The sequence below is a fragment of the Pseudomonas sp. GW821-FHT02H06 genome, from assembly GCF_059421525.1.
The window spans coordinates 104,912-119,231 of the sequence record NZ_JBWKVD010000004.1 but is presented as its reverse complement, the minus strand read 5'-3'; the positions used below and the strand labels follow the sequence as shown (position 1 = coordinate 119,231).

13 protein-coding genes and 1 pseudogene are annotated in these 14,320 nt (G+C 59.5%); 9 read left to right on the top strand and 5 right to left on the bottom strand.

Features of this window, described 5'->3' with window-relative positions; genetic code table 11:
• The first annotated feature begins 39 nt into the window (after window positions 1–39).
• From AC07VF_RS08870 to rpoS, 3 genes are all read left to right on the top strand, one after another.
• Window positions 40–675: a protein-L-isoaspartate(D-aspartate) O-methyltransferase gene (locus AC07VF_RS08870; RefSeq protein ID WP_172610991.1), complete on the top strand. Its 636-nt coding sequence runs from the start codon at window positions 40–42 to the stop codon at window positions 673–675.
• Between the two features lie 179 nt (window positions 676–854).
• Entirely contained in the window at window positions 855–1,748 is an 894-nt protein-coding gene (locus AC07VF_RS08865; RefSeq protein ID WP_427684089.1) for a peptidoglycan DD-metalloendopeptidase family protein, read from the top strand.
• A gap of 103 nt (window positions 1,749–1,851) precedes the next feature.
• Window positions 1,852–2,856, top strand: a complete 1,005-nt coding sequence (rpoS, locus tag AC07VF_RS08860; protein ID WP_065989798.1) for an RNA polymerase sigma factor RpoS — start codon at window positions 1,852–1,854, stop codon at window positions 2,854–2,856.
• Between the two features lie 559 nt (window positions 2,857–3,415).
• Here the strand turns inward: rpoS and fdxA are convergent.
• Window positions 3,416–3,739 carry a ferredoxin FdxA gene (fdxA, locus tag AC07VF_RS08855; RefSeq protein ID WP_065989796.1) on the bottom strand — a complete coding sequence of 108 codons (324 nt, stop codon included), beginning with the start codon at window positions 3,737–3,739 and terminating at the stop codon, window positions 3,416–3,418.
• A gap of 239 nt (window positions 3,740–3,978) precedes the next feature.
• Window positions 3,979–6,546: a DNA mismatch repair protein MutS gene (gene mutS, locus AC07VF_RS08850; protein WP_495007957.1), complete on the bottom strand. Its 2,568-nt coding sequence runs from the start codon at window positions 6,544–6,546 to the stop codon at window positions 3,979–3,981.
• A gap of 495 nt (window positions 6,547–7,041) precedes the next feature.
• Here mutS and AC07VF_RS08845 point away from each other — a divergent pair, with 495 nt between their 5' ends.
• From AC07VF_RS08845 to recX, 3 genes are all read left to right on the top strand, one after another.
• Window positions 7,042–7,542 (top strand): CinA family protein, encoded by a 501-nt coding sequence (locus AC07VF_RS08845; RefSeq protein ID WP_423571820.1) that lies wholly within the window; start codon window positions 7,042–7,044, stop codon window positions 7,540–7,542.
• Between the two features lie 85 nt (window positions 7,543–7,627).
• A complete protein-coding gene (recA, locus tag AC07VF_RS08840) occupies window positions 7,628–8,692 on the top strand; it encodes a recombinase RecA (protein ID WP_065989790.1) in 1,065 nt (354 codons plus the stop codon).
• 8 nt (window positions 8,693–8,700) lie between these two features.
• Window positions 8,701–9,168: a recombination regulator RecX gene (recX, locus tag AC07VF_RS08835; RefSeq protein WP_122537389.1), complete on the top strand. Its 468-nt coding sequence runs from the start codon at window positions 8,701–8,703 to the stop codon at window positions 9,166–9,168.
• A 48-nt stretch (window positions 9,169–9,216) separates the two neighbouring features.
• On the opposite strand, the pseudogene AC07VF_RS08830 reads toward recX, so the two are convergent.
• Window positions 9,217–10,322: pseudogene (locus AC07VF_RS08830) on the bottom strand (LOG family protein).
• A gap of 378 nt (window positions 10,323–10,700) precedes the next feature.
• Window positions 10,701–11,126 carry a quorum-sensing-regulated virulence factor family protein gene (locus tag AC07VF_RS08825; RefSeq protein ID WP_065989783.1) on the bottom strand — a complete coding sequence of 142 codons (426 nt, stop codon included), beginning with the start codon at window positions 11,124–11,126 and terminating at the stop codon, window positions 10,701–10,703.
• A gap of 218 nt (window positions 11,127–11,344) precedes the next feature.
• On the opposite strand from AC07VF_RS08825, the gene AC07VF_RS08820 reads away from it, so the two are divergent.
• The gene (locus AC07VF_RS08820) at window positions 11,345–12,076 is read left to right on the top strand and encodes a tRNA-uridine aminocarboxypropyltransferase (RefSeq protein ID WP_346625679.1); all 732 of its coding nucleotides are present in this window, start codon (window positions 11,345–11,347) and stop codon (window positions 12,074–12,076) included.
• Between the two features lie 58 nt (window positions 12,077–12,134).
• Here AC07VF_RS08820 and AC07VF_RS08815 read toward each other — a convergent pair whose 3' ends face one another.
• Entirely contained in the window at window positions 12,135–13,019 is an 885-nt protein-coding gene (locus AC07VF_RS08815) for a DMT family transporter (protein WP_346625523.1), read from the bottom strand.
• Window positions 13,020–13,194: 175 nt separating this feature from the next.
• Here AC07VF_RS08815 and erdR point away from each other — a divergent pair, with 175 nt between their 5' ends.
• Entirely contained in the window at window positions 13,195–13,842 is a 648-nt protein-coding gene (gene erdR, locus AC07VF_RS08810) for a response regulator transcription factor ErdR (RefSeq protein ID WP_065989781.1), read from the top strand.
• Window positions 13,843–13,947: 105 nt separating this feature from the next.
• Window positions 13,948–14,316, top strand: coding sequence for a diacylglycerol kinase (locus AC07VF_RS08805; protein WP_192170844.1), 369 nt, complete (start codon window positions 13,948–13,950; stop codon window positions 14,314–14,316).
• Window positions 14,317–14,320 lie beyond the last annotated feature (4 nt).

Below are 14,320 nucleotides of genomic sequence, written 5' to 3'. Positions count from 1 at the left end.
TCGCGTGAGCAAGATGATCTGTTACGACGTGGCGTGGGAATGACTTCCCAGCGTACCCGCGAGCGTCTGATTCAACGGTTGTGCGAAGAAGGCATCGCCAACACCCAGGTGCTGGACGTCATTCGCAAGACCCCTCGACACCTGTTTGTCGACGAGGCCCTCGCGCACCGCGCGTACGAAGACACCGCGCTGCCGATCGGCAACAACCAGACGATCTCCCAGCCTTACATGGTGGCGCGCATGAGCGAGCTGCTGTTGGCGGCGGGCCCGCTGGATAAAGTGCTGGAGATCGGCACCGGCTCGGGTTACCAGACCGCCGTGCTGGCGCAACTGGTGGAGCGTGTGTTCTCCGTTGAGCGGATCAAGGTGCTGCAGGATCGCGCCAAGGAACGCCTCGTCGAGCTGAACCTGCGCAACATGGTGTTTCGTTGGGGCGATGGCTGGGAAGGCTGGCCGGCGCTCGCGCCTTACAACGGGATCATTGTCACCGCGGTTGCTACCGACGTGCCTCAGGCCTTGCTGGACCAACTGGCACCCGGCGGTCGTCTGGTGATTCCGGTGGGGTCGGGTGAGGTGCAGCAACTGATGCTGATCATTCGTGAGGAAAACGGTTTCTCTCGCCATGTGCTGGGCGCCGTTCGTTTCGTCCCGTTGCTCAACGGACCATTGGCTTAATCGCTATTTTGCGAAGGCAATGAATTCCACAAGACGCAGCCGGTCTACAGGCTGGCGTTTTGCAACGATGCTTCGGCCAACTGCCGCAGCGCCGTCTCACACCAAGTTTTTCATGGCTGCCTGGTCTTTTCACGACGCAGGGCAGTTTCTTCTTCAGTCACCGGTAAAGGGAGTGGCGGGTGAGTCTCACAGTCATTCGGCAGCGTAGTGCTTCAACAAGTTTTCAGCGTCTGGTGATTGGAGTTGCCCTGAGTATCCTTCTGGTCGGCTGCTCCAGCACGCCATCGGGCGGCGTGCGGGTTGTCGACCGAAACGGCAAGTCGACGGTGCCGACACGTCAGCCGGTCACCACAGGTCAGTACGTCGTGAAGCGCGGCGACACGCTGTTTTCCATTGCATTCCGTTACGGCTGGGACTGGAAAGCGCTGGCCGCACGCAACAATATCCCAGAGCCATTCACCATTCATGTGGGTCAGACGATCCGTTTCGACGGGCGCGCCAGCTCGCCGTCCACGGCCGTGGCTTCTGGCTCGGCCAGCGTTCCGCAGACCACCACGAGCAGTTCGACATCGCCTTCCGGGTCGCTGAAAACCACCGTGATTTCAAGGCCCGTAGGCGCTGTCGCCGCCACGACGCCACCGCCGACCAGCAACTCGACGACCACGCCGGTCAACACAACCGTGGTCACCGGCGCCCGCTCTCCGAGCGGCTGGACATGGCCAACAAGCGGCGTTTTGATCAGCAAGTTCTCTTCAAACGGTAGTTTGAATAAAGGAATTGATATCGCTGGTGATTTGGGACAGCCTGTTTTGGCCGCGTCTGATGGGACCGTGGTATACGCCGGGAGTGGATTAAGGGGCTACGGCGAGTTGGTCATCATCAAACACAGCGATACCTACGTCAGTGCATACGGACATAACCGTCGGCTCTTGGTTCGGGAGGGACAACAGGTCAAGGCAGGGCAAAGTATTGCCGAGATGGGCTCAACGGGGACTGACCGGGTGAAACTGCATTTCGAGATTCGCCGCCAGGGTAAACCAGTAGATCCACTGGAATTCTTGCCACGTCGCTGATCGGTTGTCAGCCTGTTCCTGCGTAGAGGGGACAGGCTCAAGTGCTGCCATGGAAGAAGGCGTCACTGGAGCTTGAGGTCGAACTCACCAAAGGACTATAACAATGGCTCTCAGCAAAGAAGTGCCGGAGTTTGACATAGACGACGAGGTCCTCCTGATGGAGCCCGTAATCGTCCTGGATTCTGCAACGGATGAGAAGCCAGCTACACCTTCTGTTCGTGCAAAACCGAAAAACTCTGCAGCGCTCAAACAGCATAAGTACATTGACTACACGCGGGCACTGGATGCTACGCAGCTGTATCTCAATGAAATCGGTTTTTCCCCCCTGCTCTCCCCGGAAGAAGAAGTCCACTTTGCGCGACTGTCGCAAAGCGGCGATCCGGCTGGGCGCAAACGCATGATTGAGAGCAATCTGCGGCTGGTCGTGAAAATCGCCAGACGCTACGTCAATCGTGGTCTGTCATTGCTGGACCTGATCGAGGAGGGCAATTTGGGCCTCATTCGAGCGGTCGAAAAATTCGATCCGGAGCGCGGATTCCGGTTCTCTACCTACGCCACCTGGTGGATTCGTCAGACCATCGAGCGCGCGATCATGAACCAGACGCGCACGATCCGCCTGCCGATTCATGTGGTCAAAGAGCTCAACGTCTACCTGCGCGCCGCGCGGGAGCTGACGCAGAAGCTGGACCACGAACCCTCTCCCGAAGAAATCGCCAACCTGCTGGAGAAACCGGTCGGTGAGGTCAAGCGCATGCTGGGCCTCAACGAGCGCGTGTCTTCGGTGGATGTGTCGCTGGGCCCAGACTCTGACAAGACGCTGCTCGACACGCTCACGGACGATCGTCCTACCGACCCGTGCGAGTTGCTTCAGGACGATGATCTCTCCCAGAGCATCGATCAATGGCTGTCCGAGTTGACCGACAAACAGCGTGAAGTCGTTGTTCGTCGTTTCGGGCTGCGCGGGCATGAAAGCAGCACGCTGGAAGACGTCGGACTGGAAATCGGACTGACCCGCGAGCGTGTACGCCAGATTCAAGTGGAAGGGTTGAAGCGCCTTCGCGAGATTCTCGAGAAGAACGGCTTGTCCAGCGAGTCACTCTTTCAATAAGCGTAGAGAGTTGGCGTAAGTTACATCGAGCAACACGAAAGCCCCGACGAGTCGGGGCTTTTTTTATGTCGGTTGAAGGTGGTTTTGATGGAGTTCCCATGACAGCGATTTGATGGGCCGACGTTCGTTTTCACAATCAGGTAAGTGATGCTTACTCAGGCTGTAAGCCGTTTCTTACGCGTAATGTGAGTTATCGTCTCTTCTTTGGCGGATCATGTCTCCGTCAGTTGCAAGTCAGTCGCTATCTCTCTGATTCAATTGATAATTTTAAGAGAGTGTCAGCCAGTGTCTGAATTTTCCTGAAAACTCTCGGGCCTTGCCCTGACGGTTTAAATCACTAAGATCAGTCCTGTACCGACGGATTGGTACAGGCGGTCAAGGACGACTGCTCAAGGACATCGCAGGATGCGATTCATCAGGATGATGAAAAAGGATTGAAGGGATTATGGAAAAAATGTGGGCGGGTCAAACCGCCCCTTTTTTTCGCCTGCTGAAAAGTGAGGCCGTGTGGAGGCCCAACGCAAAAAGGCCCCGAAGGGCCCTTTTTATCAGCAAGCGCTTAGCGCTCCAGATCGGCTATCTTGCCGGTCTTGCCATCCCACTGCGCCGCATCCGGCAGCGCGTCTTTGCGTTCCGTGATGTTGGGCCAGACGTCAGCCAGCTCTGCGTTCAGCTGAATGAAATTCTCCATACCGGCCGGAATCTCGTCTTCCGAGAAGATCGCGTTCGCCGGGCATTCAGGCTCGCACAGGGCGCAGTCGATGCACTCGTCCGGGTGAATCACCAGGAAGTTCGGGCCTTCGTAAAAGCAGTCCACCGGACAGACTTCTACGCAGTCGGTGTACTTGCACTTGATGCAGTTGTCGGTGACGACGAAGGTCATTTCTAATTCTCTCCTCAGGCGGCGGCAGCAAGGCCGTTCAGTCCGGCTTGCCAGGTACGGGACGTCCCCCGGCCGTAAAACTCAGCTTATCGAGCAACGCGGCAGGTAAGGTGTCCTGCGCGGCGATGTCCGACCTTGGTTCGCTGCGTTCAAACGCGGCCAGGTGCGCTGTAAAGCCAGGCTAAAAGCTCACAGCGTCCCGAACCGCGCGGGATTCTAACAGCTTGTTACGAATGACGTTAGATGCGTGTCTTCATCGAATACAACAACTCAAGCGCCTGTCGCGGCGTCAGGTCGTCGATCTTCAGGTTCGACAACTCGTCCAGAACAGGGTGCGGCAAACTTGCGAACATATCGCTCTGCATCGGCAGCGGAGGTTTGCCCGGCTTGGCCTTGGGCTGTTCGTGGGGCAGGCTGGTGGTCTCCAGCCGCAACAGATGCTCCTTGGCCCGCGTGATGACGCGCCCCGGCACACCCGCCAGTTGCGCCACGGCAAGACCATAACTTTGACTCGCCGGGCCCGGCAGCACGCGGTGCAGGAACACAATGCGCTCGTTGTGCTCGGTGGCATTCAGATGCACGTTAGCCACCAGCGGCTCGCTCTCCGGCAAAACGGTCAGCTCGAAGTAATGCGTGGCGAACAGCGTGTACGCACGCAGCTGGGCGAGGCATTCCGCCGCAGCCCACGCCAGGGAAAGCCCGTCGAAGGTGCTGGTGCCGCGTCCGACTTCATCCATCAGCACCAGGCTTTTGTCGGTGGCGTTGTGCAGGATGTTCGCCGTCTCGCTCATCTCCACCATGAAGGTGGAGCGTCCGCCGGCCAGGTCATCGCTTGAACCGATACGCGTGAAGATACGGTCGACCAGCGAAAGCTCGCAGCTCGCCGCCGGCACGAAGCTGCCGATATGGGCCAGCAGCACGATCAAAGCGGTCTGCCGCATGTAGGTGGATTTACCGCCCATGTTAGGGCCGGTGATCACCAGCATGCGTGTGTTGTCATGGAGGTCCAGGTCGTTGGCCACGAACGGCGACGACAAGACCTGCTCCACCACCGGGTGACGACCTTGCTCGATGCGCATGCACGGCTCGTCGGTGAAGCGCGGACGGTTGAGGTCCAGGTTCAGCGCGCGCTCGGCCAGGTTACTCAGCACATCCAGCTCCGCCAGCGCGGCGGCGGTGTCCTGCAGCGGCGCCAAGTGACCGATCAAGTCTTCCAGCAGCGTCTCATAGAGCATCTTTTCCCGAGCCAGCGCGCGGCTCTTGGCCGATAACGCCTTGTCTTCGAATTCCTTGAGCTCCGGGGTGATAAAGCGCTCGGCGCCTTTAAGCGTCTGGCGGCGGATGTAATCGGCCGGCGCCTGCTCCGCCTGCTTGCTTGGCAGTTCGATGAAGTAGCCGTGCACGCGGTTGTAGCCGACCTTGAGGTTAGCCAGCCCGGTGCGCGCCTTCTCCCGGGTTTCCAGATCGATGAGGAACTGACCAGCGTTCTCGCTCAGGGACAGCAACTCGTCGAGCTCGGCGTCGTAACCGGTTTTCAGTACGCCGCCGTCGCGAATCACCGCAGGCGGGTTGTCAATGATCGCGCGTTGCAGCAGGTCGGCCAGCTCCGGGTAAGTGCTCGCGGTTTTCGCCAGTTGCTGGATGTGCGGCGCTTCAAGCTCGGCCAGTGCCAGCTGCAACTCGGGCAGTGCGCTTAGGGCATCACGCAGCCGCGCCAGGTCTCGCGGGCGGGCGTTGCGCAGGCCGATACGCGCGAGAATGCGCTCGATGTCGCCAATCTCTTTCAGCTGCGGCTGCAGGTTCTCGAAGCGGTAGCGCTCAAGGAAGCAGCCAATCGACTCTTGGCGGGCCTGCAGGATATTTAGATCGCGCAGTGGGCGGTTCAGCCAGCGGGTCAGCAGGCGCGTGGCCATGGCGGTCTGGCAGCGATCCATCACCGACTGCAGCGTGTTGTCGCGCCCGCCCGCCAGGTTGGTGTCGAGTTCCAGATTGCGGCGGCTGGCGCCGTCCAGAATCACCGTGTCGTCGAGACGCTCATGGCGCAGGCTGCGCAGGTGCGGCAAGGCCGTGCGCTGGGTTTCCTTGGCGTAACCCAGCAGGCAGCCGGCCGCGCCGATCGCCAGGGTCAGGTTCTCGCAGCCGAAGCCTTTCAGATCTTGGGTGGAGAACTGCTGGCACAGGCTTTTGTGCGCCGAATCGCGCTCGAAATCCCACGGCGCACGACGACGGGCACCACGGCGTTTTTCCGCTGGCAGCCCTTGGGGCCAGTCATCGGGAATCAGCAGCTCCACCGGGTTGATACGCTCAAGTTCGGCCAGCAGGTTTTCCCAGCCCTTGATTTCCAGCACGGTGAAATTGCCGCTGGTGATGTCCAGCACGGCGAGCCCGAACAGGCGTTCGTCACCCAGCACGGCGGCGATCAGGTTGTCCCGACGCTCGTCCAGCAAGGCTTCGTCGCTGACGGTCCCCGGCGTGATGATGCGCACCACCTGACGATCAACCGGTCCTTTGCTGGTCGCCGGATCGCCGATCTGTTCGCAGATGACCACCGACTCGCCCAGTTTCACCAGCTTGGCCAGATAGCCCTCCGCCGCGTGATAGGGGATGCCGCACATGGGAATGCTTTGCCCCGCTGACTGGCCGCGCGCGGTCAACGTGATGTCGAGCAGCTTGGCCGCCTTCTTGGCGTCTTCGTAGAAGATCTCGTAGAAGTCACCCATGCGATAGAACATCAGCTGGTCGGGGTGCTGATTTTTCAGCCGCCAGTATTGCTGCATCATGGGGGTGTGCGAGGACAGGTCGGAAATTGCTTTATTCATCAGTTATTTAGGCAAATTCTGTAGGAGGTTGAGGCAAGTTTCGGGCGACGAAAGGGATTCCACCTACGTGGCCCGACGTCATATCCGATTGCTTTTGCGATGGCGGCAAGGTTACCACGCACGCTCTCGGGCCGCAGGTCCGGCTGATTCGTCACGGCGCGTTTCCGAACCGACACGAAGCGCTTCGAGCTGGCTAGGATGTCGAGCACCGCCCGACTGGAGGCGGCATCATCGACAAGGATTGCCCTATGCAACGCAAGCGAGGACGAGATTCAACCAACGGCCGTTTCATCCCTCTGGAGGAGGCCAGACGACGTCCACGGGAGACCATCGTGGAAACCGTCAAGAAACCCTGCCCCGAAAAACCGGAGCGCAAATAAGTGTCTTGCAGGCGTGATCCGGATTCAGGTCGCGTCCTGTATTGCACATCCATCCTGCTGGTGTAGCGTGTCTGCTTTGCCTCAACCGATACGGAGAACCCCTTTGGACGATATCACCCATCTGGCAGCAACCCTGGGTCAGCAACTGTTGGCAGCGGGCGCGCAGGTCAGCACGGCCGAATCCTGCACCGGAGGCGGCATCGCTGAAGCCATCACCCGTATCCCCGGAAGTTCGGCCTGGTTCGAGGCCGGGTATGTCACCTACTCCAACCGGCAGAAGACCCGACAACTGGCGGTGCCGGAAGCGTTGTTCGCCCAGGTCGGCGCCGTCAGCCGCGAAGTGGTCGAAGCCATGGCCAGGGGCGCGCAGGCCAACAGCGGTGCGCAGTTTTCGGTCGCGGTCAGTGGGGTGGCCGGGCCGGACGGGGGCTCCGCGGAGAAACCTGTCGGTACGGTGTGGGTCTGCTGGGGCGTGGCGGAACGATTGATCGCCGAGCGCTTTCTATTTGCAGGTGACCGTGATGCGGTCCGCCGACAAACGGTGAGCGCCGCGCTAGAGGGGCTTGTACGCCTCTCTCGCGGAGAAATACCAAATCAGGGGTAGGCGCGCGTCAGACCCTGTGGAATAATACTGGCTACTTATACAGTTATATCGGCCGTCAAGGCCTAACCTATTACGAGAGGATTCAATGGACGACAACAAGAAGAAAGCCTTGGCTGCGGCCTTGGGTCAGATCGAGCGTCAGTTCGGCAAAGGTGCCGTAATGCGCATGGGTGACCATGACCGCCAGGCTATTCCTGCTATCTCCACCGGCTCGCTGGGTCTCGATATCGCACTCGGTATCGGTGGCCTGCCAAAAGGCCGGATCGTTGAAATCTACGGCCCGGAATCTTCGGGTAAAACCACCCTCACTCTGTCCGTCATCGCAGAAGCCCAGAAAATGGGCGCCACCTGCGCATTCGTCGACGCCGAGCACGCGCTCGATCCAGAGTACGCCGGCAAGCTGGGCGTCAACGTCGATGACCTGCTGGTTTCCCAGCCAGATACCGGCGAACAGGCCCTCGAAATCACCGACATGCTGGTGCGCTCGAACGCGATCGACGTCATCGTCGTCGACTCCGTGGCCGCTCTGGTACCAAAAGCTGAAATCGAAGGCGAAATGGGCGACATGCACGTCGGCCTGCAAGCCCGATTGATGTCCCAGGCGCTGCGCAAGATCACCGGTAACATCAAGACTGCCAACTGCCTGGTTATCTTCATTAACCAGATCCGTATGAAGATCGGCGTGATGTTCGGCAGCCCGGAAACCACCACCGGTGGTAACGCATTGAAGTTCTATGCGTCTGTTCGTCTGGACATCCGCCGTACAGGCGCGGTTAAAGAAGGCGACGAAGTCGTCGGTAGCGAAACCCGTGTCAAAGTCGTGAAGAACAAGGTGGCCCCGCCGTTCCGTCAGGCTGAGTTCCAGATTCTCTACGGTAAGGGCATCTACCGTAACGGCGAGATCATCGACCTCGGCGTGCTGCACGGTCTGTTGGAGAAATCCGGCGCCTGGTACAGCTACCAGGGCAGCAAGATCGGTCAGGGTAAAGCCAACTCCGCGAAGTTCCTGGCGGACAACCCGGAAATCGGCACCACCCTCGAACGGCAGATTCGCGAGAAACTGCTGACCGCAGCGCCAGATGTGAAAGCCCAATCGTCCCGCGTAGCGGCAGACGATGTGGCTGAAGTCGAAGCTGACGCGGACATCTGATCCCCGCCATGCCGGCTGTGCTTGATACGCCCGTCGCTGTAAGGCGTACTGCAATGGACCTGCTCGCACGACGCGAGCATGGTCGTGTCGAGCTGACGCGCAAACTGCGTCAGCGCGGCGCTCCCCCCGAATTGATTGACGCAGCGCTCGACCGTTTGACGGAAGAGGGGCTGCTGTCCGAATCCCGATACCTCGAAAGCTTCGTTTCCTACCGTGCCCGTTCTGGCCACGGCCCTTTGCGCATTCGCGAAGAGCTGGGGCAGCGCGGTTTGCCGCGTCCGGACATTGAGCAGGCGCTGCGCGAGTGCGGCGTCGACTGGTGGGAGAAGCTGGAAGCGCTGTGGCAGCGCAAGTTCAGCGGCCAGTTGCCCAGAGATGCCCGCGAACGTGGGCAGCAGATGCGTTTTCTGAGTTATCGCGGATACCCGCCCGAGCTGATTGGTCGTTTGCTGAGTGGCAAGGGCAACGACGACTGACGCTTGATCTGCCTGAAGGCGCGCAGACGCGCCCTCAAGCATTCACCCTCACATCGATTTCACAGGCTGGGTCTGCTGAGAAGGTAAAGGTGTCGACCAGTTCTCCTCCAGATTTATGCAGTCCACCAGTTCGCGCAAGCGGCCATGATTGCGGCCGTTGAACGCGAACGCCAGACGCGTGAGATGGCTGAACTGCGCTTCGTCATATTCGTCCTGATGGCCGTATTGCTGGAAGTCCCCACTTAACCGCAGATCGGCAAACCTGTCCTGCAGGGCTTCCAGCGCCTGTTCGCTCAAGGCGTGATGCATGCGGATGACAAAGGTATTCTTCAGCCAGCGGCTGGAGTGGAAGTTGCTGTAGAAGCGGTTGATCTCGGCGACGGCCTCATCGGCGCTGTACACCAGCTTCATCAGGTTCATGTCCGTGGGCAGAATGTATTTGTTCGCCTCCAGCTCATTTTTGATGAAACCGAGAGCGCCTTCCCAGAACGTGCCGCCCGGAGCATCCAGCAGCACGATGGGAACCAGCGGGCTTTTGCCGGTCTGGATCAGCGTCAGCACTTCCAGTGCTTCATCAAGGGTGCCAAACCCGCCCGGGCAGAGCACCAGCGCATGGCCTCTTTGACGAAAAACAGCTTACGTGTGAAGAAGAAGTGGAACGGCAGCAGATTCCCGGTGCCATCCACGGTCGCATTGGCGTGCTGCTCGAACGGCAGGGTGATGTTGAAGCCCAGGCTGTGATCCAGGCCGGCGCCTTCGTGGGCCGCGGCCATGATCCCGCCACCGGCGCCGGTGATGACCATCAGGTCGGAGGCTGCCAGTTGCTTGCCCAGTTCACGGGCCAGCGCATAAACAGGATGTTCCAAAGGGGTACGGGCGGAACCGAACACGGTGACCTTGCGCCGGCCTTTGAATCGTTCGAGCACCCGGAAGGCATTCTCAAGCTCGCGCAACGCTTGCAGGGTGATTTTGGCATTCCAGCGATTCAGGTCGTCCTGGGCCATGCGCAGGACGGTCAGAATCATGTCGCGGTAGAGCGGAAGGTTGGGGCTGTCCGGGGCGACCGAACCGAGGAGTTCTTCGACTTTGGGGGTGAGGTCGATTCCGTTGCTCTGAAAGTGCTGAGACAACGCGTCACTGGGTACGTACGGCATTCACGCTTTCTCCTTCTGCAGAATCATTGACCGCCGCCAGGTGGCGGGATCGCGACGCGTCATGCGTCGGCGTGCGCAGCGCATCCGAAGGAAAGGGAGGCGTCAGACCTGCGCGGCGCCCGATTCTGGGCTAATCCGTGGTTGAAAAGAGAAAACATTGATGGCAACCGGCGCCGCAGGCAACCCTTTCTTGCATGCAAAATGTGATGAGGCATCAGGGGCACGGCGAAACGAAAAGCAGGCACCAGGATCAGCGATCAGGCAGCGCGCGAAAAGTGCTGAGTGGCGGGGATTTGAATAGTGGAAGTACCGGGGAGGGGAGAGCAAGACTGCGCGTTGAAAGGATTTCGAAACGCGCAGCCCATAAAGCGCGTTACATCACTTCTTGTGGGCAGGGGGCTTGGCAGCGCAATCCGCCGCTTTGATTTCCTGCGTCGTGATGAGCTTGTTGGTTTTGTATTCGGTGAACTGGTAACGCAGGATCGCGCCCTTGGCCATCAGCTGACGATAACCGGCATTGCGGCACACGCTACCGCCCAGCTGACCGCGGACGTCGTCCGGGTTTTCGCGCATCTGAGCCGCCTGGCCAGACTGCACGCTCAGGTGGTTGATCAGCATCTTCCCTTCAACGGTGTAGCCTTCGTCGAGGATGTCTTCGTTGATGGCGCGTGGCGTACCGACACTGCTTTCCTTCGCGACTTTATCAAGCATCTGGCTCAGTTCGTAATCCTGTTTGGACGCCGCGTTGGCGCACAGTGGAGCGACGAGCAAAAGCGTGAGAGTGGGGGCGATGAGGCGCAGCATTGAATTCTCCTGGTGCGTGGACGGGTGATGCAGAGGCTGGCCGTTGGACCGGCGACATCCCGAGGCGTTCACTGGGGGAGTGAGCTCTCAAGGCCGGGCAGTATAGGGGAGGAGCCTTGGCGGACACCAGAGAACACGGCGCGTCGGGCGGGTCTGATAGAATGCCGCGACTTTTCGACCTGCCGGATACCCTCGTGTCACTGCCTTCTTACCCTTCGATGACCCCGACTCTTTTTCACAGAAACTCTGTCGCCTGTCTGAGAGATGAGCGGGAGGAGGAGAGTACCAAGCCTTACCTTGCTCGCGGATCACGTGCGCCCAGGTGCCCGTACTGTCGAGTGATCGAAAGTCACTGCCTGTGCAGGTGGCGTCCCAAGGTCGAGGCAAAATCAGGGGTGTGCCTGATCATGACGACAAAAGAGGTCTTCAAACCCAGCAATACGGGTTGGCTGATCGCAGACGTGATCAAGGATAACCATGCGTTTGTGTGGTCACGCACCGAAGTCGATGAGAAGCTGATTGCATTGCTCAACGATCCGCAGTGGCAACCGTATCTGGTGTTTCCGGGGGAATATGTAGCGGCCGAGCGCGTCACCAATACCGTGACGATTAATCCGAATAAGAGACCGCTGTTCGTGCTGCTTGACGCTACATGGACTGAAGCGAGGAAAATCTTCCGTAAAAGCGCTTATTTTGACTCCATCCCCATTTTGAGCCTGATCCCCGAAAAGCTTTCACGGTACAAGCTCAGACGTTCCACGCGCAGCGAACATCTCTGTACCGCTGAAGTGGCCGCACTGTGTTTCGATCTGGCCGGCGACACTGAAGCAGCTTCGGCTCTAAGCTGCTACTTCGATGTGTTCAGTCAGCACTATCTAGGTGCCAAAAATCAGTTGCCCCTCGACTTGCTAAGCGATGCTCACCAAGAGCTCAAGGGCTATCTTGAGTAGTCATCAGTAAGGCTGGCGCCAGCGAGCCGCATCAAGACGGCTCGCATAGCAGCAGATCTCAGGCGAGGGTTTTCTTCGGCCACAACTGCGCCAGCAGCATCCCGGCCAGCATCAATCCGCAGCCGATATAGCCGCGCAGTTGCAACGCCTCGCCGAGAATCCAGGCGCCGGCGATGGCGGCGAACACGGCCTCCAGCGAAAGTATGATGGCCGCGTGGGAAGCAATGGCGTGTTTCTGCGCGACCACTTGCAGCGTGTAGCCGACGCCGACCGCGACGATGCCGCCGTAGAGCAGAGAGGGGGCCGCAGCGATGATCGCGTCGAGGGCGATTGGTTCGAAAAGGACTGCCAGCAACAGGCTCACCACCGAACACGTGGCGAACTGTAAGAAGGCCAGACGGATCGGGTCGTGGCGACTGGCGAACAAGCTGACCAACACCACATGCCCGCCCCACACGAACGCGCCGATCAACTGCAGCCAATCACCTGAGGCGACGTGAAAGTTATCGCCAATACTGAGCAGGCACATGCCGACCACGGCCAACAGGCAGCCCAGCCATGTGCCCAGCCCGGTTTTATGACCGAGCAGCAAGCCCAGCAGCGGAACGACAATCACGTACAGACCGGTGATGAAACCGGAGTTGGTCACGCTGGTAAACAGCAGGCCAACCTGTTGCAGGTTGATGCCCAGTGCCAGCGCCAGGCCCATGATGATGCCGGCGCGTAACATGCCACGATTGAGCAAAGGTTCCGGCACTCGGACCGTCTTGGCGTTGCGCAGAATCAGCGGGATCAGGCAGAGGGAGCCCAGCGCAAAACGCAGCCCCGAGAACAGGTACGGACCGATATGATCCATCCCGGCGGTCTGAGCAACAAAGCCGGTGCCCCAGATCAATGCGGTCAGGAGCATGAGCAAGTCCGCTCGCAGGGCATGGTTTGGCATGATGGCACTCGTCAGGTCGGGGGCGCAGACTTTGCCGTAAAGCGTCAGGCTTGACCACCCCGACTTCGCTGGGCATCCTTGGCGCCGCTCACGCACGGTCCCTGTGTCAAGATGTCGCGGGCTGCCTCATTAGGTGTTGAATTCGTCGGCGCTGAGTCACTTAAAGGATCATGAAATGCCATACGAAATCCTGATTGCCGACGACCATCCCCTGTTTCGCAGCGCCTTGCATCAGGCGCTAAGCCTGGGGCTCGGGCCGGATGCAAGGCTGGTCGAGGCCGAGAGCATCGCCGATCTCGAAGCGCGACTGACCGAAAAGTCCGATTGGGATCTGGTCCTGCTGGACCTGAACATGCCCGGCGCCTATGGCTTTTCGGGCCTGGTGCTGTTGCGCGGTCAGTACCCGCAGGTGCCGGTGGTGATGGTCTCTGCCCAGGAAGAGGCTGCGGTGGTGGTCAAGTCCCGGGAATTCGGCGCCAGCGGTTTCATCCCGAAATCCAGTTCCCTCGAAACCATCCAGAAGGCCGTGCGAACGGTGCTGGATGGCGATGTCTGGTGGCCCCCGCAGGTCAACGAAAGCATCAGCGTGTCACCGGAGGCCAAGGCCGCCAGCGAAGGCCTTGCCAGCCTGACGCCCCAGCAGTTTCGCGTGTTGACGATGGTCTGCGAGGGGCTGCTGAACAAGCAGATCGCCTACGAGCTGAGCGTGTCGGAAGCAACGATCAAGGCCCACGTCACGGCGATCTTTCGCAAGCTCAATGTGCGCACGCGAACTCAGGCGGCCTTGCTGCTGCAACAATTGGAATCCATTCCGCAGAGCTGATTCCCCTGAATCAGGCTGAACCCGGGCTGTACGCGGTCGACCTTCACACTTTTTTGACCGTCGCCGCACTAGCCTCCACCGCTTTCATTCATCAGTAGTTTCCCTATGACGTCCCCATTCAAAGGCCAGACCGGCCTGAAACGTATTCTCAACGCATCTGGCTACTCCTTCGACGGCCTGACCGCTGCATTCAAAGGCGAAGCGGCGTTCCGTCAACTGGTGCTGCTCAACGTCGTGTTGATCCCGCTGTCGTTCATGTTTCACGTCAGCCGCGGCGAGCGCGCGATCCTGATCGCGGTGTGCCTGTTGGCGCTGATCGTTGAGCTGCTGAACTCGGCGATCGAAGCCGCGATTGACCGGATCTCTCTGGACCGTCACCCCTTGTCCAAAAACGCCAAAGACATGGGCAGCGCCGCACAGTTCGTGGCGCTGAGCATGATTGCTGTGGTCTGGGGCCTGATTCTGCTGGGCTGACAGT